Origin of the sequence: Commensalibacter nepenthis, from assembly GCF_029953305.1 — a bacterium.
Classification (GTDB): domain Bacteria; phylum Pseudomonadota; class Alphaproteobacteria; order Acetobacterales; family Acetobacteraceae; genus Commensalibacter; species Commensalibacter nepenthis.
On the sequence record NZ_JASBAN010000001.1, the window covers coordinates 1042671 to 1066466 of the forward strand.

At 37.3% G+C, this 23796-nt stretch carries 20 protein-coding genes and 1 tRNA gene; 8 read left to right on the forward strand and 13 right to left on the reverse strand.

Annotated elements, in window-relative coordinates:
* Positions 1–19 precede the first annotated feature (19 nt).
* The 3 genes from QJV33_RS04810 to cobW are packed head-to-tail and all read right to left on the reverse strand — an operon-like array spanning position 20 to position 1654.
* Positions 20–337: a hypothetical protein gene (locus QJV33_RS04810; protein ID WP_281462250.1), complete on the reverse strand. Its 318-nt coding sequence runs from the start codon at positions 335–337 to the stop codon at positions 20–22.
* A 49-nt stretch (positions 338–386) separates the two neighbouring features.
* Positions 387–575 carry a hypothetical protein gene (locus QJV33_RS04815; protein WP_281462251.1) on the reverse strand — a complete coding sequence of 63 codons (189 nt, stop codon included), beginning with the start codon at positions 573–575 and terminating at the stop codon, positions 387–389.
* A gap of 47 nt (positions 576–622) precedes the next feature.
* On the reverse strand, positions 623–1654 hold the full coding sequence (gene cobW, locus QJV33_RS04820) for a cobalamin biosynthesis protein CobW (RefSeq protein WP_281462252.1): 1032 nt from the start codon (positions 1652–1654) through the stop codon (positions 623–625).
* Between the two features lie 755 nt (positions 1655–2409).
* On the opposite strand from cobW, the gene QJV33_RS04825 reads away from it, so the two are divergent.
* A complete protein-coding gene (locus QJV33_RS04825; RefSeq protein WP_281462253.1) occupies positions 2410–3864 on the forward strand; it encodes a carbohydrate porin in 1455 nt (484 codons plus the stop codon).
* A 66-nt stretch (positions 3865–3930) separates the two neighbouring features.
* Here QJV33_RS04825 and QJV33_RS04830 read toward each other — a convergent pair whose 3' ends face one another.
* A complete protein-coding gene (locus QJV33_RS04830; protein ID WP_281462254.1) occupies positions 3931–4089 on the reverse strand; it encodes a hypothetical protein in 159 nt (52 codons plus the stop codon).
* A gap of 742 nt (positions 4090–4831) precedes the next feature.
* Between QJV33_RS04830 and QJV33_RS04835 the strand changes: the two genes are divergently transcribed.
* Both QJV33_RS04835 and yiaY read left to right on the forward strand, forming a co-directional pair.
* Positions 4832–6274 carry a catalase gene (locus tag QJV33_RS04835; RefSeq protein WP_281462255.1) on the forward strand — a complete coding sequence of 481 codons (1443 nt, stop codon included), beginning with the start codon at positions 4832–4834 and terminating at the stop codon, positions 6272–6274.
* Positions 6275–6387: 113 nt separating this feature from the next.
* Positions 6388–7536: an L-threonine dehydrogenase gene (gene yiaY, locus QJV33_RS04840; protein WP_281462256.1), complete on the forward strand. Its 1149-nt coding sequence runs from the start codon at positions 6388–6390 to the stop codon at positions 7534–7536.
* Between the two features lie 122 nt (positions 7537–7658).
* On the opposite strand, the gene QJV33_RS04845 is transcribed toward yiaY, so the two are convergent.
* Together QJV33_RS04845 and QJV33_RS04850 are read right to left on the reverse strand one after the other, a co-directional pair.
* Complete coding sequence (locus QJV33_RS04845; protein ID WP_281462257.1) at positions 7659–8603, reverse strand: 2OG-Fe(II) oxygenase family protein; 945 nt, start codon at positions 8601–8603, stop codon at positions 7659–7661.
* 147 nt (positions 8604–8750) lie between these two features.
* On the reverse strand, positions 8751–9596 hold the full coding sequence (locus tag QJV33_RS04850) for a class I SAM-dependent methyltransferase (RefSeq protein WP_281462258.1): 846 nt from the start codon (positions 9594–9596) through the stop codon (positions 8751–8753).
* Positions 9597–9709: 113 nt separating this feature from the next.
* On the opposite strand from QJV33_RS04850, the gene QJV33_RS04855 reads away from it, so the two are divergent.
* On the forward strand, positions 9710–10504 hold the full coding sequence (locus QJV33_RS04855; protein ID WP_281462259.1) for a hypothetical protein: 795 nt from the start codon (positions 9710–9712) through the stop codon (positions 10502–10504).
* Between the two features lie 33 nt (positions 10505–10537).
* Here the strand turns inward: QJV33_RS04855 and pgmG are convergent, their stop codons facing one another.
* The 4 genes from pgmG to QJV33_RS04875 form a co-directional block, all read right to left on the reverse strand.
* Positions 10538–11926, reverse strand: coding sequence for a phosphoglucomutase/phosphomannomutase PgmG (gene pgmG, locus QJV33_RS04860; protein ID WP_281462260.1), 1389 nt, complete (start codon positions 11924–11926; stop codon positions 10538–10540).
* Complete coding sequence (gene galU / locus QJV33_RS04865) at positions 11926–12810, reverse strand: UTP--glucose-1-phosphate uridylyltransferase GalU (RefSeq protein WP_281462261.1); 885 nt, start codon at positions 12808–12810, stop codon at positions 11926–11928. Before galU ends, pgmG begins: the two co-directional genes overlap by 1 nt.
* 288 nt (positions 12811–13098) lie before the next feature.
* The gene (locus QJV33_RS04870) at positions 13099–15369 is read right to left on the reverse strand and encodes an NADP-dependent malic enzyme (protein ID WP_281462262.1); all 2271 of its coding nucleotides are present in this window, start codon (positions 15367–15369) and stop codon (positions 13099–13101) included.
* Positions 15370–15464: 95 nt separating this feature from the next.
* Positions 15465–15550 (reverse strand) — tRNA-Leu (locus QJV33_RS04875).
* Between the two features lie 73 nt (positions 15551–15623).
* Here QJV33_RS04875 and lipB point away from each other — a divergent pair.
* A complete protein-coding gene (gene lipB, locus QJV33_RS04880) occupies positions 15624–16307 on the forward strand; it encodes a lipoyl(octanoyl) transferase LipB (protein ID WP_281462263.1) in 684 nt (227 codons plus the stop codon).
* Here lipB and QJV33_RS04885 read toward each other — a convergent pair.
* Entirely contained in the window at positions 16300–16920 is a 621-nt protein-coding gene (locus QJV33_RS04885) for a LolA family protein (protein WP_281462264.1), read from the reverse strand. The two genes, lipB and QJV33_RS04885, sit on opposite strands and share 8 nt — an antisense overlap.
* 279 nt (positions 16921–17199) lie before the next feature.
* On the opposite strand from QJV33_RS04885, the gene QJV33_RS04890 reads away from it, so the two are divergent.
* From QJV33_RS04890 to QJV33_RS04900, 3 genes are all read left to right on the forward strand, one after another.
* Positions 17200–17790 (forward strand): J domain-containing protein, encoded by a 591-nt coding sequence (locus tag QJV33_RS04890; RefSeq protein WP_281462265.1) that lies wholly within the window; start codon positions 17200–17202, stop codon positions 17788–17790.
* Positions 17791–17854: 64 nt separating this feature from the next.
* Complete coding sequence (locus QJV33_RS04895; RefSeq protein ID WP_281462266.1) at positions 17855–18871, forward strand: AAA family ATPase; 1017 nt, start codon at positions 17855–17857, stop codon at positions 18869–18871.
* A 19-nt stretch (positions 18872–18890) separates the two neighbouring features.
* The gene (locus QJV33_RS04900; RefSeq protein WP_281462267.1) at positions 18891–20786 is read left to right on the forward strand and encodes a cobaltochelatase CobT-related protein; all 1896 of its coding nucleotides are present in this window, start codon (positions 18891–18893) and stop codon (positions 20784–20786) included.
* A gap of 121 nt (positions 20787–20907) precedes the next feature.
* Here the strand turns inward: QJV33_RS04900 and QJV33_RS04905 are convergent, their stop codons facing one another.
* Both QJV33_RS04905 and QJV33_RS04910 read right to left on the reverse strand, forming a co-directional pair.
* Positions 20908–22116 (reverse strand): aldose 1-epimerase family protein, encoded by a 1209-nt coding sequence (locus QJV33_RS04905; protein ID WP_281462268.1) that lies wholly within the window; start codon positions 22114–22116, stop codon positions 20908–20910.
* 28 nt (positions 22117–22144) lie between these two features.
* A complete protein-coding gene (locus tag QJV33_RS04910; protein ID WP_281462269.1) occupies positions 22145–23779 on the reverse strand; it encodes a tetratricopeptide repeat protein in 1635 nt (544 codons plus the stop codon).
* Positions 23780–23796 lie beyond the last annotated feature (17 nt).

Sequence of the window (23796 nt, forward strand, 5' to 3'; positions counted from 1 at the left end):
AAAATATTGAATAATTCATTTAGAAAAATGTCCAACCTTTAATAGTTTCAAATTGAATGTATGGTTTTATTTTCTCTTCGAGCTTTGTAAGGCTTTCTTTAAAATTTTTTCTGGCATCGTTAGCTATTTTTTCAAGATTTTGAAATTCTGGTATATCATGCGAATCTATGACAATCGTTTTAGTGTTATCTAAGCTTTTAAGAACCATTTGTTTATCATCTGAACTTATGACCTTATAATCGTTTCTATAAAGTTCATGTTGAAGAACACAATCACAATGGCTCTTCATTTGTTTTAAAATTTCATGAATACCACTATCCTCTTTAAAGAGAAACATCGCTTCTCCACATGATTCTATGAGTTCGAATTGACACTTGAGTATTTCTTTAAATATCCATTTTATGACATGCTTGATAGCAACTCAACGCAGTCATATACACGTTAAAACGGCGTTCATATAAATCCAGTTTTACTTTTGCACTCGCTATTTTCATCTGAGAATAAGCAATAACACACGTAATAATACCAATAAAACCCGTCGAAATAGCTACGGATAAAGTGACATAATTAGTCATTTTCTAAAACCTTACTTATCTTAATCATCACGAAATATTCTAAAATCTTATTGCAATGAAGATTGAATCGCCTCTTGATCGATCCCAGTTTCCCCAATAATAATCAATTTACTCTCACGACTTTCATCTGCACGCCATGCGCGATCAAAATGGTAATTAAATCGCTGACCCACGCCGTGGATTTCTAAACGCATAGGTTTATTCGCAATATTCACATACCCTTTGATGCGTAAAATATCATATGTATTTGCAACTTGAATTAATTTTTGCACAAGGCTTTCTGGATCATTTGCGGTTGGGATCGTTACCACAAAACTGGTAAAGTCATCATGTTCATGATCTTCGCCTTCCCCATCATGATGAGAAGGACGAGACTGTAAATCATCTTCTGCTCCCGCATTAATTCCTAAGATAATTTCAGGATCAACTTGTCCATTCGATGCTTGAATAATTTTAACCGCTTTAGGAATTTCCTTTTGAATATCTTGCGTTAATTGTTGCGCTTGTTCTGGTGTAATTAAATCGACTTTATTTAAAATAATCAAATCCGCAGAACAAAGCTGGTCTTCGAACACTTCATGCAAAGGATTATCATGATCCAAAGAGGGATCAGCTGCTCGTTGCTGCGCCACTGCTTCAGGATCATCCGCAAATCGCCCCGCCAATACTGCGGGAGAATCAACCAAAGTCACCACACCATCAACCGTCATTCTGGTTTTAATACTGGGCCAATTAAAGGCTTTGATTAACGGTTTGGGCAGTGCTAACCCAGAGGTTTCAATAATAATATGTTCTGGTGGGTCTTTGCGATCTAACAGAGCCTCCATCGTTGGCAAAAATTCATCCGCAACCGTGCAACAAATGCATCCATTCGCAAGCTCTACAATATTATCCTCGGTACAACCAGGAACCCCACAATTTTTAAGAATATCGCCATCTATGCCTAAAGAACCAAATTCATTCACAATAATTGCAATTTTTTTATGCGTTGATTTTTCCATCAAGGAGCGAAGCAGCGTGGTTTTTCCTGCACCTAAAAAACCAGAAATAATAGTAGCGGGAATACGAGTCGATTGCATCTGTTTATCCTGTTTTGTCAGTAAAAATTAATAAGACAAGTTTACTATTTTTATATCAGGAAGAAAAGAGAGGATTATGATATGATTTTTTAATGAATTCATATGCCAATATTCATTCTGGCTTCTCCCCTACGAGACAGTCAAAAACAATGTAATGGGATAATTCCTCGATCCATTTCCAAAGACAAATTTAATAATATTCACTGGTTTACTCATTATTCCCCTGAATATTTATTAAACTCAATTACTTATCTTCCTCTTGAGTAACATTGGAATAAAAAAACGCTCTTTTTTGGCAATGACAATACAACCCCATCGCCATGCTTTATGAAGATAATAAAATTAATGAGATTTATTACAGAATGGATGTTCGATCAAAGGATATTCTGATTATACTGCAAGACTATTCAAATAAAAGATAATGAATATATAATCATTCAATGTTAGAGACATGCTTTAAAAAAAATAATTATAACGAGATCATAGATTGATGCGTCAATAATATTACTTGAACCCAACTCATACATAATAAACAAATCTTTTATATGTAAATAGTAAATTGTTTAATAAAAGATTGTTATATTAATTACCTTATTAAAACGTAATTATAGCAATTATATTACTATAAATAAAAAAATTTAAAATTTCAATAAATGTGTTTTAAAGAATAATAGTCAAATGTTACTTTTTTTATAGGAATATTCCTCCTAATTACTTGCTGCAAAAATTAACATTTTCATTATGGGTTGATCTGTATGGTTACTAAATATTGTCTGAGAACTGTATATATATATTCTGCTTTTCTATTAAGTTGTCATTTAACTACCACCGCGTTTGCAAAAACAGATTATGCGACCAATAAAGACAACATAACTGGGGCACAATCTTCAAAAGATAAAGAATCAATTATTAAAGCCAATACCACCGTGCCAGAACCGATACCTTATCATATTGATACATCTTTTGACCCAGACGAAGAGCTATTTTTTACAGGGGCAAATAAATATTTAGAACAATATGGCGTGCAATTTGGGTTAAATTACATCAGTGAAACAGTTGGCGTGGTTCGTGGTGGCAAGAAAAAAGGTGCTGATTACGCGCACGAAGTTGAATTCGCACTGGATATGGATTGGGAAAAAATAATTGGTTGGAAAGGATTTTCAACCCATTTGATTTTAATGAATCTTGCGGGACAAAATGCCAGTAAAAACTATGTTGGCGATCCCTTTATGCAAGCCCAAGAAATCTATGGCAGCAGTAATGATCGCTTTTTGCGTTTATATAATTTATATGCAGAACAAGCATTATGGAACAATAAGATCAACCTAAAAGTAGGACGCTTTAATCCAGGCGATGATTTTGCTGTCAGCCCTTTTGCCTGTGAATATGTCACCGCCTCGACCTGTAATCAGATGACCAGTATGGGCTCTCAACAAGGCTATTCCGCATGGCCAAACAATGTATGGTCTGGTCGAATCATATATAATTTTTCCGAACAATTCAGCTTGGCAGTCGGCGCCTATGAAAGTACCCCCTTTGGCGACACAGGACAAGGTGGACCGGCAGGTTTCTCATGGGGAACCAAACATGCAACAGGGGCATTTATTCCCATTGAATTCAGCTATATTTCTAACTTTGGCAAGAAACAATTAAACGGATATTACCATGTCGGTGGGGGATATGATACCAGCAAATATGATACATGGTCATCTCAAGTCTTGGAAACTGGTAAAAGGGATAATGCTTCGCAATATTGGTTCATGTTCGGACAAATGATCTACAGAAACGACCCAATGGAGAATCACGGTTTATATATATTGGGCAACTGGAACCATCAATCTCCCTCTACAAGCAGTTTTAAAGACTTTTATAATATTGGTTTACTTGATCGTGGTTTTTGGCATGCGCGCCCTTATGACCAAATTGGGTTTATGATGACTTATTATACCATTCCACGCTCCTTAAGACGTGCGCAACGTTTTCAAATGTCCCAAGGCAGCACCTTTATGGAAAATGGCACATTCAGCTTGTTAAATAATGCCGAAGCCGCACAAACAAATGCAATGGTATTTGAAGTAAACTATGGTGCCGCAGTATATAAAGGGATAAAAGTAATGCCTGTTTTTGAATATTTTCACAAAGTCGGTGCGTATAAAAACCTTTATAATGATGCTGTCGTATTGGGTGTTCACGTAAACGTCGTCTTTTAATACAACAAGTCGGTTTCATCACGGTTAAGATAAGCAAAATATATTCTCTCTTGTTTATCTTAACTTTTATTTTGATTGTGGGTAATTATTCATTCTTTGAAATAAACTGACTCTGCTTTCTAAAACATCCCGCTTTAAATAAGAATCTGTTTTAAAATGTCCTTTTTCCAGTTCTATTTTCCCAAGCATGTATTTAGTCCCTGTATCATCAGATATATGCATCATGGGTAACAAATAATATTACCCCAACATCATAATATTTTTATCTAATATCTGAATGGCTTTTTGATACTGTTCAGCCTCTAGCAAATTATTCGCCTTTTTCAAATCGACAACTATTCCAAGGAATTGCTGACAAGTTTAAGTGTTTTGAAAGGGATTGAAACAATAGACGGTCGGGGAACAGAATCAACATAGTAAATTAGTGTGTAATCCATAATATTCCTTTGTAAATATTATTAAACATGATCCGTTTAACCAAGAACGCTTCTCATCTTTCAGATAAAAAATATACAAACTGTTACTATGTATCATGAACACTTAAACTAATTTTATATATCACAGAATTATGCCTGGCTGCGTAAAAGAATCTACATCCTCAGATCTTTATTACATACAAAAATATTATGCATCATTCTGAGAGAATAAAACGTCAAAACCAATTCTATTATAAGCACTTTTAATAATCAGATTTTTCATCCATTGCAGATGTGTTCATCAATCGCAGGTTGATTAAAAGACAAGAATACGATTTAATCAAAAAAGATATATTTTATAATAATTACATAACAGTAATATATAAAATATATTTATTACAGATACATAAACAACGATTCTTATCGTGATCGTCGATAATCTATATTTATTTTTTTCGTTTGATTAAACAAAACAAAACTCTATCATCAAAGAGATCAAGAAATACCTACCAACTGCTTTCTTAATGAAAATCAACCTAAGGAGCTTATCAATGAGTAAAAAACTTACAGGTGCCAATGGTGCCCCAATCGCAGACAATCAAAACTCTCGCACAGCTGGTCCTAGGGGTCCAGTGCTTATCGATGATTTCCACTTGCTAGAAAAACTGGCTCATTTTAACCGTGAAAATATTCCCGAACGTCGTGTTCATGCCAAAGGTGCAGCCGCACATGGAACCTTTACAGTTACAAAAGATATTACACAATACAGCTCTGCAAAACTGTTTGATACGATTGGCAAACAAACACCAATCCTTTTAAGATTCTCTACTGTTGGTGGTGAAAGAGGCTCAGCCGATACCGCGCGAGATCCACGTGGTTTTGCGCTGAAATTTTATACTGAAGAAGGCAATTGGGATATTGTTGGAAACAACACACCTGTATTCTTTATCCGTGATGCGATTAAATTTCCAGATTTTATTCATACCCAAAAAAGAGTTCCTCAAACAAACCTTAAAGACCCAAATATGATGTGGGATTTCTGGTCTCACTCTCCCGAAGCATTACACCAAGTCACAATCCTGTTTTCTGATCGTGGTATTCCTGATGGTTTCAGATTTATGCATGGTTACGGCAGCCATACCTATAGCCTTATTAATAAAAATGGTGTCAGAACATGGGTAAAATGGCATTACAGAACCCAACAAGGGATCAAAAATCTAGCTCCTGAAAAAGCCACTGAATTAAATGGCAGCAATCCAGATTACGCAACTGAAGATTTATTTAATGCGATCGAAAAAGGCGATTATCCTAAATGGGGCGTATATATCCAAATCATGACCGAAGAACAGGCCAAAAATTATAAAGAAAACCCTTTTGATGTGACTAAAGTATGGTCTCAAAAAGAATTCCCTTTGCATGAAGTCGGTTTCTTTGAGCTCAACCGCAATCCAGAAAATTACTTTGCAGAAGTTGAGCAAGCAGCATTCGCACCAAGTAATGTTGTTCCTGGCACAGGTCTATCCCCAGATAAAATGCTTCAGGGTCGTGTATTTGCTTATGCGGATGCACAACGTTACCGTATTGGTACAAATTATCAACAATTGCCAATTAACGCACCCAAATGCCCTTATGCCAATTATCAACGTGATGGTGCGATGCGCCTAGATAGTAACGGTGGTTCTGGTCCAAATTATGAACCAAACAGCGATACAAATACACCCAAACAAACCAACAATCCAGAACCTTTGTTCCCTGCTGACCTTTCTGGCGCTGCTGGAATATATGACCATAGAACTGACGGAGATTATTACAGCTGTCCCGCAGCATTATTCAAATTGATGAATCCAGATCAAAAAGAACTGCTAATCAATAATATCGCAACCTCTTTACAATCTGTAAAAAGAGAAACCGTGGAACGTGTCTTGGCACATTTCATCAAAATTGATCCAGAATATGGTCATGGAATTGCCAAAAAACTGAACATATCGCTCTAATAACTCATACCTGTTTAGAATATATGAATCAAATTTTCGTATATTCTATAAAACTATCTAAATATGTTATATAATAGTCACGTGACTTAGAAATTACATAAGGACAAATATCTATGAGTACCACATTTTTTATCCCTTCAGTTAACGTTATTGGGGAAAATGCTTTAAGTGATGCTGTATCCCATATTCAAGGGCATGGCTTTAAACACGGTTTGATTGTTACAGATTCTTTCATGAATAAATCTGGTGCTGCTCAGCAAGTTTCTGATTTGCTTGGCAAAGTTGGCATTAAAACATCAATCTATGATGGCACAAATCCAAACCCGACCATTACCAACGTTAATGATGGATTAAAAATTCTTAAAAGCAATAACTGTGATTGTGTTATTTCTCTGGGTGGTGGATCTCCTCACGATTGCGCAAAAGGTATCGCGCTGCTTGCAACAAATGGTGGGGAAATCAAAGATTATGAAGGTCTAGACATTCCTAAGAAACCTCAATTACCCTTAATTTCTATTAATACAACCGCTGGAACAGCCAGCGAAATTACACGTTTCTGTGTTATTACGGACGAAGTACGCCATATTAAAATGGCAATCGTTACGCCTATGGTAACGCCGATTCTGTCTGTAAATGACCCAGCATTAATGGCTGGTATGCCTCCTGGGTTAACAGCTGCAACAGGTATGGACGCATTAACCCATGCTGTTGAAGCCTATGTTTCTATTGCGGCATCCCCAATTACCGATGCTTGTGCATTAAAAGCAACGACCTTGATTTCTGAAAACCTACGCACTGCTGTGAAAGACGGTAAGAATATGGTTGCTCGTGAAAACATGGCTTATGCACAGCTTTTGGCAGGTATGGCTTTTAACAATGCTTCTTTGGGCTATGTTCACGCAATGGCTCACCAATTAGGTGGTCTTTACGGTCTTCCTCATGGGGTATGTAATGCGGTTCTTCTTCCTCATGTTGAAGAATATAACACACCGAAATGCGCTGGTCGTCTAAAAGACATTGCCAAAGCAATGGGTGTAAATGTTGATAATATGAGCGATGAAGAAGGCGCAAAAGCATGTATTGCTGCTATTCGTGCATTGTCAAAAGATATAAATATTCCAGCAAACTTAACCGAACTTAAAGTAAAAGCAGAAGATATTCCAACACTAGCAACAAACGCATTAAAAGATGCTTGTGCAGTAACCAATCCTCGCGTTGGTAACCAAGCAGAAGTCGAAGGCATCTTCAAAGCTGCTATGTAATTTATTTAATTACATAAGGTGATAAAAAGCGTCATATTCGAAAGAATATGGCGTTTTTTTATGGCGTTTCGATGACACCGAAAACGATTATGTCATAAGTAAAAGATCATTTCTTACAAAAACTAGTCCCCATAAGCTGTTTTAAACCGTTTCAATAACCAATCTCGACAAGTAACAGGTGGATATTTAGGTGGGTTTTGTTCATCAGAGCATTGAGGCAGGCACTGAATAAGTTGATTTGGATGAGGTTCTGTAAAAAACGGCATTGAAATACGATTTTGACCAATATTAAGCACTCTGTGCGAGGTACTTTTGTAGCGGTCATTCGTCCACATTGCCATCATATCGCCGATATTAACAACAAAGCCATCTTTGATCGGAGGCACATCAACCCATTGATTATCCTTACTTTTGACTTGTAACCCACCAACGTCATCTTGATGTAAAATGGTTAAAATCCCATAGTCGGTATGCGCTCCACAAACAACCCGATTATGTTGCTCTGGCAATCCTGGATAGTGGATGACCCTGAACGTGCTTAACGATTCAAAAAACATATCATTGAAAAAATTCTCTTCTAACTTTAAGCTCAAAGCAATAATTCGAAATAGAACTTTAGCAAGTTCGGTCATATTGCTGTAATGTGTTTCAAAAATATCTGTCCAGCCCGAAATTAAATGTTCTGGATGCTGATTGGGGCCCCTGAAAGGCTCTTTTCTTTGCACTTCAGGATGAGTATTATCTAGAGGATACCCCATATCAAACATTTCTTTGTAATCAATACTATGCTGAGAATCTAGCTGTTCCATTTCATGACTGCTATATCCTCTATAAATATGATTATTTAAAATATTAATAGTTTGTTTTTCTGCCATCGGAAGGCTAAAAAACTGTCGTGCAAGCCTTTTAACGCATTGGATATCTTCCTGTAAAATATGATGTCCTGTAATACAAAAAAAACCTGAATGACGACACGCCTCATCAACACGCTGAGCGATATTTAAATATTTACTTTTATCACTTTGATAGATATCAGAAATATCAATAATAGGGATATATTCCTGCATTCTCTAGATATCCTTTGCATGAAGAGACAATGTAAAGAATATTATATGCATTACTTCTCTCTATTCAACAATAGATAAGAATATCCACAGCCTGATGACATAAAATTATATATAAATTTTTGATCAAATCAAAATGACAAGCTAACTTTAATTTTTTAAAGCATCTTCCAATGAAACAGAAAACTGTCCTGGCTGTAAAGGTTGCGATTGTGAAGAATCAGGTCCCCATCCTGTTAATACTGCAAAATGTAGCGGAACTGATAACTCCCCTTGCTCTTGCAGCTTTGCCATACAGCTGGCCATAAATGATCTGCTCGTAAAAGTTTCTTGTTGTTCCATCAACGCATTGGTTTCACCAGAAAACCGCAAATCTTGCATTAACATCATCGCTGAGCGATAGACCAAAGGCAATGCCTCTTTATCAACGACGGGTAAAGCAAATCCAGCACGTTGCATTAATGTAGCACAAGCTCGCAAATCCGGAAAAGGTGATATTCGAGGGAAAACCCTGCCACACAACTCAACCTCTTCCTCTGCCATTATATGACGTAACATAGACAATGTTGGTAATATCGGTACAGTGGCTAAAAATAACCCATCTGGACGCAGAATTTTCCTGATCTGCAATAATGTGCCAGGCAAATCATTGACCCAATGTAGATTAAAATTTGCAATGACTAAATCAAAACTATGCGCCTGAAAAGGAAAATATTCTTCATCCATACAAACAGAGGGAACAGAATTTAAAGAAACCAATCGATGCGATAAATCAGCTGAAACAACATTCATCCCTTTGGATTGCAACATAGGAGCAATAACACCTCTGCCACCAATTTCCAACACATTCATAAAAGAACGCTGTATATCATCTAAGCGATCTACTATTCTATCCGCACAAATCTGAACAATATCTTGAATTGTTTGATGATGTAATGCTGCCCTGTCACGATGATATCGAACAAGTTTACGATTAAATATAACAGGAACAGTCATTTTTATAAAAACTCACAATCTTTTTTATCAAGAATAAACTAGTATTATCATATTAATAACGATTAATATGTAACTAATACAACTTGCATATAATCATTAATAGATAATAGCCCATGAGTTCAGTTACATCCATAGCCAATAAAGCAAAACAACCACAAGGTGGTTATTTACCATTAAAAACTTTTCAGAAAATATCAATTCCAGCGCATAACTGTTTGCAACCAGATGAGAATATACATGCTAGCCTTATTGGAATGACCGTTCACAACTTAACACATTTTATCCTCAGCTCATGTTTAGATAGTGCATTTTATACTGCCGAAGAAGGTTCTTATTTATTATCACTTTACTCTAAGAATAACAAATTAGATGAAGCGTATAAATTAAAAAATAAAATTAGAGGATTAGATGACAAGTCCATCATAAATGCCTGTAAATTAGCTGGATATGAATGTATATATAGGGCAGGAATACATACATATAAACCCATCAATGAAATAAATCCAAATAAGACAACTATTCATAACATCAGAACGATGGTTGAAAATAATTTGAGGTTTTTTACAATTTACGGACCTTTGATTGGATGTGAATATGACTTTCAAGGCGGATACACACAGACGATCACTAAAGGAAACTGCGACTTTGTAACAGACGATGGGATATGGGATATCAAAACGAATAAAACGCCACCGACAAATAAACACAGTTTACAAATACTGATATATTATTTACTTGGTATTCACTCGGACAACACAGCACTACATCAAATATCCAAAATAGGAATCTATAACCCAAGGCTTAATAATGCTTATATTATAGCAATAAAAGATATTCCAAAAAACATCATTACATCCGTTGAGCAAGATATAATAAAACGTAAATCAATAAAGACGCAAGATTTATAACTGCGCCTTTATTATAAATCATCTAAATCAAGTTTAGACTTCTGGCAATTCGACTCCAGAAGCACTCAGTTGAGATTTTAGTGCACTCTTGAGATTTTCAAGACCGTCGCCTGTTGTGCTTTCAGCTCTTGCAACCAACGATGCCTGAGTATTAGAAGCCCTTAATAACCACCAACCATCAGGCGTGTTCACACGAACACCATCAATTGTCACCACATCTGCATTTTCAGCTTTTAGACGTTCTGCGACCTCGTAAACAACACTAAATTTACGATCATCTGGACAATCAAAACGAATCTCTGGTGTAGAAATTGCTTTTGGCAAAGATTCAGTAATTTCAGAAAGAGGTCCTTTTAAACGGCTCACGATATCCAACGTTCTGATCGCAACATACAGCGCATCATCAAAACCATACCATTTATCAGCAAAGAAAATATGTCCTGACATTTCCCCACCCAATAATGCTTTGGTTTCTGCCATCTTTGATTTAATCAAAGAATGCCCCGTACACCACATTAATGGATTACCACCAGCTTTTTTGACTTCTTCAAATAAAATTTGGCTTGCTTTAACATCTGCAATAATTGTTGCACCTTGATTATCAGGCAAAATGTCACGGCTATAAACGATCATTAACTGATCGCCCCACAAAATATTGCCCTTATCATCAATCACGCCAATACGATCAGCATCGCCATCAAAAGCAATCCCAATATCCGCTTGACGTTTAGCAACCTCATCTTGTAATTGCACTAAATTCTTTGGTACAGTAGGATCTGGACTATGCGCAGGGAAATTCCCATCAACAGTACCATTTAATACAATATGCTCACCTGGCAATTGTTGGACTAATTTCGTTAAAACTTCACCAGCAGCACTATTGCTATTATCCCAAACCACTTTTAGCTTACGCTCAGTAGCATCAAAATCTTTTAGAAGGCGAGTAACATACTCATCGACAATATCGACCTTACGAACACTGCCAATTCCTTCTGGAACAACATCACCCTTGGCAACTTGCACACCAAGCTCTTGGATTTGCTTACCATAAAAGGATTTGCCCGCCAGCATGAATTTCATGCCGTTATATTCTTTGGGGTTATGGCTGGCTGTCACCATCACTGCACCGTCTGCTTGCATTGTCGTTGCAGCATAATATAACATCGGCGTTGGACCACGACCAATACGAATAATTTCTAATCCGCATTTTTTCAATCCATCAACCAAGGCAGCTTCTAAATCAGGTGAGCTGACACGTCCATCATAACTCACAACAACTTTTTTACCATTATTACGAACAATCAGACTGCCAAAAGCACGCCCTATTGCGTAAGCGTCTTCAATGAAAAAAGTTTTATCGTAAATGCCACGAATATCGTATTCACGCAAAATGCTGGCATCAATATTTCTTTGATGTTCCATTATTTTTCACCTTCATGGGCATATTTTCTTAAAATTTGACGCATAGAGGATTGCAAATCTGGACGTTGCAAAGCAAAAGCGATTTGAGCTTCTAGGAAACCAGCTTTGCTGCCACAATCATAACGAGTTCCTTCATAACGCAACCCGTGAAACGGCATCTGACCAATTAGTTTTGTCATAGAATCGGTTAACTGCACTTCATTACCTGCACCACGCTCCATTTTAGACAAATGAGTCATAATTTCTGGTGCTAAAATATAACGCCCAATCACAGATAAATTAGAAGGCGCATCTTCTGGTTCTGGTTTTTCAACGACACCAGATACTTTGACTAAGTGCCCATCATCGGAAGCCACATCAATAATACCATAACTTGAGGTTTTTTCTTTTGGCACTTCTGAAACGGCGACAACGTTACCGCCATATTGATTGTATACTTCTACCATCTGAGATAAACAACCACGTTCACTAAGAATTAAGTCATCTGGCAATAACACAGCAAATGGATCATCTCCTACGAAAGTACGTGCGCACCACACAGCATGCCCTAATCCCAAAGGATCCTGTTGGCGCAATGCGGTCAAAGAACCTGCTTGGATACTTGATGGTTGTAACGCTTCCAAAGCGTCCTTTTTCCCTTTTTGACGTAATGTATCTTCTAATTCATATGCAATATCAAAATAATCGATCAAAGAATCTTTGCCACGTGCGGTAATCAAACAAAATTGTTCAATGCCAGCGGCTCTTGCTTCGTCGATTGCGTATTGAATTAATGGACGATCCACAACAGGCAACATTTCTTTTGGCATAGATTTCGTCGCAGGCAAGAAACGCGTACCAAATCCAGCAACAGGCAATACAGCCTTACGTAGAGGTTTAATCACAAAATTTTACCTTAATTTAGTTTTCATTCATGTTTAGCTATACCAAAAACTGTTCATAGTTTAAAGTATTTTACTTTCTACTTATTTAATAAATAATATATCATAACCATATCTTATATCAAAAAAATAATAAAATACCTTAATCTCCACTGAAAATTAGCAGTTCTATCATGATTTTCACAGGACGATATTCATACATTATGAAACCAATATGCTGAAAATATATCTTTAAAAACACCCTATTTCCTTATTTAAATAGATAGAAAATAGAGCGTTTGAATATAAGAGTTATAACGATTGTTTAATGGAAATCATTGCCAAATTAACAATTCCGCGTGCCGTTGTGCTTTCTGTTAAAATATGTAATGGCTTTGTTGCACCAAGCGTTATTGGACCAATTTGCAACGCATCACCAACAACACGACTCAAAGAAAGACCAATATTCGCAGAGTCTAGACAAGGCATAATTAATAAGTTGGCATTACCTGTCAAAGGAGAATCATCAATCAAACGATTACGCACCGTTGGGCTGAGCGCTGCATCCCCTTGCATTTCACCATCAATTTCTAATTGAGGATTTTGACTTTTAATCATTTCCAACGCTTCACGCATTTTTTGAGCAGAACCAGATGTACCAGTTCCAAATGAAGAGTAAGACAATAATGCTGCACGTGGGGGAAGCCCAAATTTAGAAACAGCTTCAGCAGCTAACAAAGTCAGCTCTGCAATTTCTTCTGCAGATGGGCTTAGGTTTAAATAAGCATCCCCCATAAATAGTACGACATTGGATTGAATTAACGCAGAAATTGTATGGAATTTTTTCACATCAGGACGTCTTGGGATAATACCTTTTAAATATTTAAAATGTCGGTACCATTCACCATAGCCACCAATTAATGAGACATCAACATGTCCCTCTCTTAACAGCATCGCTGCCATTACAGATTTACGACGATAAAGCTGTTCATAAGCCAAAGATGAAGGAATCCCTTGCCGTTCAACTAGTTTTTTATAGGGTTCTTCCAAAGATTGTAATAACGGATCATTTCTGTTTGGTTCAAACACACCCACATGCTCATCAACCCGCAAACTTAACCCAAGACTATTAATCTTGGCTTGAATACGTTCCTTATTCCCAATAACATAGGGCTTGGCAAGCTTATCATTTACTAATGTTTGTATTGCACGTAATACACGACCACTTTCCCCTTCAGAAAAAACAATCTTTTTCAATTCTGGTTGTCTGCGCACCGCTTCAAAAACCGGCTGCATCACTTGGCTGCTACGGAACACAAATTCTTGCAAATGATCTGTATAGGCTTGGAAATCTTCAATCGGTTGTGTAGCAGCCCCACTATCCATCGCAGCTTTGGCTACTGCTGGGGCAATATGTAAAATCAATCTTGGATCAAAAGGTTTTGGTAAAATATATTCTGAACCAAAAGAAGGCGCATCCCCACCATAGGCAGCAATCACCGCTTCATTTGCCTCCAAAGTTGCTAATTTTGCCAAGGCGTATACAGCAGCATGTTGCATTTCTTCATTAATTTGTTTGGCACCAACATCCAAAGCACCACGAAAAATAAATGGAAAACATAAAACATTATTCACTTGGTTCGGATAATCTGAACGTCCTGTTGCAATAATTGCATCCGTTCTGACCTTTTTAACCTCATTGGGCGTAATTTCTGGCTCTGGATTAGCCAATGCCAAAATAATCGGCTTTGGCGCCATATGCTCCAAATATTCTGGTTTCAATACACCTGCTGCGGATAATCCAAGGAATATATCTGCCCCGTTAATCACCTCGTGTAATTTACGAGCATTGGTTTCTTTGGCATAGCGTGCCATATTTTCTGGCATATTTGGATCGCGACCTTTCCAAACCACACCATCTATATCGGTTAAGGTCACATTCTCGACCTTGAGCCCCATACCAACCATCAAATCAACACAAGCCATTGCCGCAGCACCCGCACCAGAAGTCACCAGCTTTACGTCTTCTAGTTTCTTATTTTGAATGCGCAAAGCATTGACCAATGCTGCGGTTACAACGATTGCGGTTCCATGTTGATCGTCATGAAATACAGGAATGCTCATTCTGGATTGAAGATTTTTTTCAATTTGGAAACATTCTGGTGCTTTAATATCTTCCAGATTAATCCCACCGAATGTAGGCTCTAATGCAGCAACGACATTACAAAAATGTTCGGGATCCGTTGCGTCGACCTCGATATCAAATACGTCGATTCCAGCGAATTTTTTAAATAAAACCGCTTTTCCTTCCATCACAGGCTTGCCTGCCAATGCACCAATATTGCCCAATCCCAATACGGCAGTACCATTGGAAATAACAGCAACCAGATTGCCTCTGGCGGTATATTTACTTGCTAATGAAGGATCTTTTTGAATTTCTAAACATGGAGCCGCCACACCAGGGGAATATGCTAAAGACAAATCACGTTGTGTTGCCATCCTTTTCGTTGGCGTGATCGTTAATTTCCCTGGTTTTGGGTATTGATGATAATCAAGTGCTTCCTGTTTAAATTTTTGATCCATGTCTTCCTCTGTCAATGGTTAATTTTAAAGCATTACTATATCTTAAAACAGATACAATAAAAAGAAAATCTCTCTTTTTTGACAATTGAAACATATGGTGCGGTCGAGAAGACTCGAACTTCCACGGGGTTACCCCCACAAGCACCTCAAGCTTGCGCGTATACCATTCCGCCACGACCGCACATGACAACCATTCTGTATGATGGTATCATCAAATATGTTAATCTCTATAACCGATCAAAAGATTTCATGCAATGGCATTTCATCCGATATTTATACAAAAAAGTAAAAAACCTATTTCATATCCCAGTGCGTTACAGCATATGGAACACTATGTACAAGAAATTTATAATGAAAAACAACCAGAATGCCTATGGTTTCTTGAACATCCCCCTTTATATACAGCAGGAACCTCAGCCAAAGATCATGATTTAATCAATACCCAAAACTATTCCACTTTTTATACAAACCGAGGTGGTCAATGGACTTATCACGGTCCTGGACAACGTATTATTTATATCATGATGGATTTACGAAAAGATCATCATACTTTCCCCGCCAGAGACATTCATGCGTTTGTCAATGCAATTGAGGATTGGATTATTTTAACTTTGAAACAATTTAATATCCATGCCGAAAAGCGCAAAGATCGTATTGGACTATGGGTTGTTGATCCCATTACCCAAAAAGAAGAAAAAATTGCAGCCTTGGGAATAAAATTAACTAAATGGATCAGCTGGCATGGAATTGCACTCAATATATCCCCTAATCTCAACGATTATTCTGGTATTATCCCTTGCGGATTGGCTGAATATGGCGTTACCAGTATGGAAAAATTAGGGGGTCATTATTCTATGGATGAGGTGGATCAAGCTTTACTTGCACAATGGAGCCATATTTTCCCTCACCCTTTACAAGAAAAAGATTTATTTACTTAATCGCTGCCTGCTCATCAGGATAAGCAAAATATGTTACAGGTACGTGGATACCCTCGTGCACGTTTTCAATATCCATAATGCTGCGCCGTTTTCTGACATCCACCGCTTGCATTTGCCGCAAAGTTAATTTGCCATCAGCCTCCGTGAATAATAATGTTAATAGCCCTTGTGATGGATTATCTGAACTGGCTAATGAGATTTGCAGCAGTCCATTTTTATGCTGGATATTGGTTACTAAAATAGGGCGAGACAAATGAACAGGTGTTTTTAACATTAATCCCAAAGGATTACGAGATAACCCAATATGCGTCACAGATTGATTGCTGAAATCTTTTGCCACCATACGCTTGTCTTTGGCCACCACAACCATCGGCGCAGGATAGTCATAATTTAATCGTAACTTGCCTGGTTCGTAAATAATACGCCCTGTAGATTTACCACCATCAGGCCAAGTCTGAGTAAATTGCCCTGTAAACCCTTGAGAATTATTTAAATTAGCCTCTACTCGCGCAATTGCTGTTAGTTCACATGTTGGACGCAACTCTTGTCCACCATGACAGGCTGCCAATAAAATTGGCAACAAAAAAAATAGGCTTCTTCGCATCCACTTCATGTTTTTCCCTTTTTTATTATTCAATCAATATAGTCAAACATTATAATAGTGCCAGGAATAATAGCTATAATTCATCGAAAGCTAAACAATTTTGATTATCTTGAATATTTCTTTCGTTTCTAAGCGAAATAAAAATAAATTTTATCGAATAATATAAAAGGCTTACCATATTTCATTCATGATGAACATGGTATTATACATATTGTTTTTTAGAATTTAGATATAATATGATAATATTACTCTCCTTTGCTTTATTGAAATCTGATATTTCCTTATAAAATGACTGCTCATAAAAAACGTTTCCGTGCTTTTGATCCTAATCCTGATTGTCCCGACAATAAATATTGTGACATGCCCAGTTGCGACCAACCCGCAGGATATAAAGCCCCCAAATCACGCCAACAGTTAAATGATTATTACTGGTTTTGTTTAGACCATATCAGAGAATACAATAAGAAGTGGGATTATTGTAAAGGCATGACGCCTGCGCAAATTGAACAGCACCTCAGAAATTCGACCGTATGGGATAAGCCTTCTTGGAAATTAGGACAATTGGGTAAAACAGATTTGCTCAAAGAAAAATATTTCAAAGATTCCTTGGGGTTATTTAAAGACCACCCAAGATTCAAAAATAATAAAACCAACCCGACAGTACCTCAAGCCCCCAAAGAATTACAACATTCCTTACAAACCTTGGAATTAACGTGGCCTGTTTCCTTACAAGATTTAAGAAAACAATATACTATATTAGCACGCAAATTCCATCCTGATACCAATCACGGGGATATAGCCCTGACAGAGCAATTTAAAAATATTAATGCTGCTTATACAAAATTACGTACGCATTTAATGAATTCTGTTGAAATATAATCTAACTTATACTTCATTATTTATATGAATGACTGAAAAAACCACTCAAAAGGATCTTTAAAGAATGACTGAAAAGCCTGCACAGCCAATACAAGACACCAACGCTGGACTTCCCCCCACTTCTATTCTTTCTGAACCCGATGTTAACTATAACGTCAGAAAAACATTTAATATTGATCTAGATATGGAAGTTCCTGGTTTTTCAGTTAAAACATCCTTGGTACCCGATCTGGATGCCAGCTATTGCTTTGACAAAGAAATTACTCAAGCCATTTTGGCAGGTTTTCGTTATAATCGTCGTGTGATGGTGCAAGGATTTCACGGCACTGGAAAATCCTCTCATATCGAGCAAATCGCAGCCCGTTTGAACTGGCCTTGTGTTCGTATCAATCTGGACAGCCATATTTCTCGTATTGATTTGATTGGTAAAGACGCCATTGTTTTAAAAGACGGTAAACAAATCACCCAATTCCAAGAAGGGCTATTACCTTGGGCATTGGAAAACCCTTGTGCATTAATCTTTGATGAATATGATGCGGGTCGTCCTGATGTGATGTTTGTTATCCAGCGTGTGCTTGAAGCCGAAGGAAAATTGACTTTATTAGACCAAAACAGAGTCATTCGTCCCAACCCTTATTTTCGTTTATTTGCCACCGCCAACACAATTGGTCTAGGCGACACGACTGGTCTTTATCACGGCACCCAACAAATTAACCAAGGACAAATGGATCGTTGGAGCATTGTTGCGACCTTAAATTACCTGCCCCACGAACAAGAGTCTAATATTATCATGTCTAAAATGGGAGTTACCAAAGACGATCACGAATCAACTCAAATGATTAATTCAATGGTTGCACTCGCCAACCTAACACGAACAGGATTTGCAACAGGTGAACTCTCAACCGTCATGTCCCCAAGAACCGTCATTACTTGGGCAGAAAATTTTGAAATTTTCAAAGATTTATCTCTGGCTTTTCGTCTAACTTTCTTGAATAAATGTGATGAAGCAGAACGCCAAACGGTTGCTGAATATTATCAACGTTGCTTTAATGTTAATCCCTTAATTACTGATTTAATTTAATTTATCAAAGGAGGAACTTATGTCAGAAGAGTCCAAAACACCCAAATCTTCCCCTCAACTTCCTCCTGAAAAAAACGAATATAATTCTGAACGGTTTAAACAAGCGACCATCGGGGTTATTCATGCACTCAGTGGTCGCCAAGATACGAATATCCATTTTTATTCTGGATCTTCTTTACGCAATCATTCTCCACAGAATACGATTAACCCAAGCTCTGTGCATTTACCGACACCTCCTGAAATTCATGATCCCATCATGATGAACCAATTACGAGGTGCCGCAGACGCAATCGCACTGCGCTTGAAATATCATAATCAAAAAATACACAAAACAATGCAACCCACCATTACCGACGCCAAAGTTGCTTTTGATGCGTTAGAACAAGTCCGCGTTGAGGCTTTGGGAAGCCGGTATATGCAAGGTGTAGCTGCTAATTTACGTTCTGTTCAAGAATATAACAGCCATGCTGAAGGACATGCACGCATGGACAAAGCAGAACAGCTTGCTCCTCAAACGGCTTTGGCTTTATTAGCCAGAGAAAAATTGACAGGTGAGCCTGTTCCAAAAGCCTCTCGACGCATTGTCCAACTATGGCGTAACCGCTTAACCAAAAGCGGTGAAGACGCTCTGGATCAAATGTTACAGCATATTAATAGTCAAAAAGAATATGCCGCTGCATCACAACAATTATTAACAGCCTATCAACTTCTGGAAGATTTAGAAGAAAAAGAACAAGATTCTTTTAATAATCAAGAAAACGAAGATCCAGACTCTCCTGAAACATCAGACAATCCATCAGAGGAAAACACCCCAGAAAAACAAGAGCAAGAACAACCAGAAGAGCAATCCCCTCAAGTCACCCAAGGAATGGATAGTAATGAATCTTCTGATGCTGATGAAGGTGAAGGTTTTGAAACACAAGACACACCTGCTGGTCCCAAAGAAGGTGAACTCCCTCCTTTAGGTGAAGTAGAAGATTCAAACTATCATATTTATACAAAGCAATTTGATGAAACGATCTCTGCCGATCAAGTTTGTAATGCCGAAGAGTTAGCCTATTTACGACAACAACTCGATCAGCAACTTCAAACCATGCAGAATATTATTGCAAAACTTGCCAATCGCCTACAACGAAAACTTATGGCACAACAAAGAAGACGATGGAATTTCGATCAAGAAGAAGGGTTATTAGATGCCAGCAAATTGCCACGTATTATTACGAACCCGATGTATTCACTCAGCTATAAATATGAACAAGAAACAGAGTTTAAAGATACAATTGTCACTTTGTTAATTGATAATTCTGGTTCTATGCGCGGCAAACCCATTACGATTGCAGCCATGTGTGGAGATATTTTAGCCAGAACCTTAGAACGCTGTGCAATCAAAGTTGAAGTTTTAGGCTTTACCACCCGAGCATGGAAAGGTGGGCGCAGTCGTGAGGACTGGCTGAAAAATGGCAAACCTGCACAACCAGGGCGTTTAAACGATTTGCGCCATATTATTTATAAATCCGCGGATCAACCTTGGCGACATGCCCGTAAAAATTTGGGATTAATGCTACAAGAAGGGCTACTCAAAGAAAATATTGATGGTGAAGCCTTACACTGGGCTTGGCAACGCCTGCGCGCTCGTCCAGAAAAGCGTAAAATCCTGATGATTATTTCTGATGGGGCACCTGTCGATGATAGTACTTTGTCCAGTAATAATCCAGATTATTTAGAAATGCATTTACGCCGCATGATTGCTCGGATTGAATCCCAACCTGACATCGAACTGACCGCTATTGGCATTGGACATGATGTAACGCGATATTACCAGAATGCCGTCACCATCACCAATGCTGAACAATTAGGGGGAACAATGATGCAAGAATTAGCAGCGTTGTTTGATTCTAAAAAACACTTAATATAAATCAAAAGATGTAGGAATGGATCGCGCTGTTTACAGTAATATTCCATATCACTATCACTGTAAACAACGCGATCAATTCCTACATATAAATACATACACATCATATCCAATCGTTTCTTTGTTATTCTTTGGCAATCGGAGTATGTACAAATGTTGTTTTTTGCGCTCCTTGAATATCGGCAACTGCTTTTTTTGCTTTATCAACAGCTTCTTTATTCATTAAAGCACTATATTTAATTTTAAAGTGAACGGTTTGTTCTGACTCAATTTGTCGAATGCGTCCTTGTTCGCGTTCGATACTAGTTGCATAAGCGTAATTGGTTCCTGGTTCAATTCCTGTTACATAGCCTTGTTTTTCAGTATCTGTATTTTTCCATAACGTTAAATAGGGCAATTCTTGAATATTAAATTCAATCGTAACACCTTTACTGCCGTCCTTATTATGGAGTGCAGCAAGGGTTGAACCATCATTTTTTGCAAAAGGAACGATATTGAAAACCATTTCATCGAAATCTTTGGTAGGTTCTAAGTAAGTCGCCCAATCTTGCAAACCCTTGTGTGCGTAATCATTAAAAGGGCTAATTTCTTTGATGGGAGCGACGAATTGTGCGTCTTTTTCCAATAAAGGTTTGCTGAAATTACTGTGATACATAATTTGATAGTCACGAGGATAATCTGAATGATTGGTTAAACGATCATGAATCGTAAAACTGTAAGTATCAGGAATATAGCAAATTTCTGCGACGGTTTGTAAATCAGCTTTTTTAAAGGTGCTTTCTTTGATTAAGCCTCTGATTTTGATTTCATAAGGTGCAATTTCACTGATCTCAATTTCGACTTTAGAGGCTGGGGTATTGCCTGCTTTACCATGTAAAGTGCGCATTTCTCCGTTTTCAATCCCTGGATGACCAGCCCATTCAAAGCCACAGCGAACCATCATTTCGTTAAATCCTTCCAGCCATCCAGCACCATTGCGGCTCTCTAGGTTGATAAAAGTGGGGTTCACGACTTCTTTGACAGGGGAATCCCATCCAAAACGTATATCTTGACCTGTTACGTTCATAATGCTCATCCCTCTGGTTGGACTGAGGGTAATGGTCAACCCATTGGGGCTGGTCAGTATAATAATTTTTGAGCCTTCTTGTTTGCCGCCATGGAGTATTTTTTGCTCGATTGAAAAAAAACTATCGATAATGCCTAGTTGTGTGCTGTCGATTTTCCAGTTGCCGACCTCAATATTATGTTCTGTGCTGGACAACGTAAATATTCGTGCATTGGCTTTGGTAGCGTATAATGCGGGGGAAACACTGGCAGCTAAAAATTTATTCATTATATATTCCTTTATGTTTACATAACATTTAATGAATTAACTGTTGTAAAACCTCATGAAAATTATCAAGATCAATAACACCTTCATGATTATAAAAATCATCTTTTTCCCCAATAATATGCGATAAAAGAAAAGGTGGGTTATGATCGATATCCGTAACGCTTAGTGTATTCCAAAATGGCTTGATGTAATAGTCAAAAGCTTGAACAAGGGCACATTGATCGATACACCAATTGAGAGGATTCTTTGGATCATAGGCATAATTTACATATTGTTTTAAGAATTGCAAAATAGCTTTGGTTTTCTCCAAATCCCCGAGATATAAAATGCCAGCCCCTAGGCACCAAGGCTCGCCAGAGATTTGATTGCCGTAATGGTCGAAAGCATAAATGCGTAAGCCAAAATCATATTTATTTTTGATGTTTTTTAGCCTTGAATAAAAATCTGAGTAAGCAAAAGCATCAATGTCAACAATAAATGTTTGCGTAGGATAAAGCGTAAATAATTCTGGAGCAAATAAATAACGGACACTCGCAAAATAAGCCCCATCTTGATAAGGGCATAATCCATAACCGAATGTTAAATAAAAATAAGGAATATGGAGATGAATATATTCTGCAGTCTTACGTAAGAATTTTATTTGCTCGGGGGAGGGATTATCAAGACATATACTGATAACTGTTTTTTCTTGATAATTATTTTGTATATGCGCTTTAATTAATGAAAAAAGAAATTTAGGGAAATATCTAAAATATTTAAAATCACAACCCAAGATAATAGAGATGTCAGGATGATTTTCTTTGAGATCAGCATAAAACCATTGCCACATTTTAAGTTGAAATGGATCTTGATCCTTTTGAAGTTGTGGAAGATTTTGGATTTCTTCATCAGATAGCCACGTATAAACGCCACAATCCCCTGTGGTGAAAATGATGTTTTGTTTAATAGAGAGTTTTTTGGCTTGTTTAAAATGGAAGTCGGCTTGTTTTCGGTCGTGTAATATCCAAGCAAGCCTGCCCATACATAAATGATACCAAGGGCTAGAGCCATTTACATCATATTCAATCGCTAATAATGTTGTTAATTGCCCATTATCTACCCACTTTAATGTATTACAAAACATCACAAAATAGACGCTGTAATAATATTGTATCATTTGATCTTTGTTGGTTAGATCATAAGGCAATATAAATATGTTAAATTCTCTTTGAGTCAGAGGCAAATTAAATTCTTTTAAGAGGTTATCTATAAAAAAAATACAATGTTTTTTAAAATTTTCATCTTGGAGACGATTTAGAATATGCTTTTTTTGAGTCTCAGAGGTCTGCATGATCTGTAACATTTTCTCGATTGCAAGCATTGTGGCGGGAATATTGTTTTGTTTAAAATAAAGGATAGCTTGAAAATAATGATATTCATGTTGATGAGGATATAATTCTGTTGCCAAGTCTAGTAATTGAATTGCAAGCGGATAATTTTTATAAAAAGCACAATATTTAGCCAGCTTCTTGAGGTTTATGAGCGTATGAGGGGTGTGTTGAAACGCTGTAATAACAGGGGGAGTATCTTGTAAATCTTGATCTAGCAATACTGGTGGGGCAGTATCTTTATGAGAAACAACAAAGTTAATAACATTTTCGGTCAAGTTGGTAATGTCGGTCACAGAGCTACTCTTTGGGT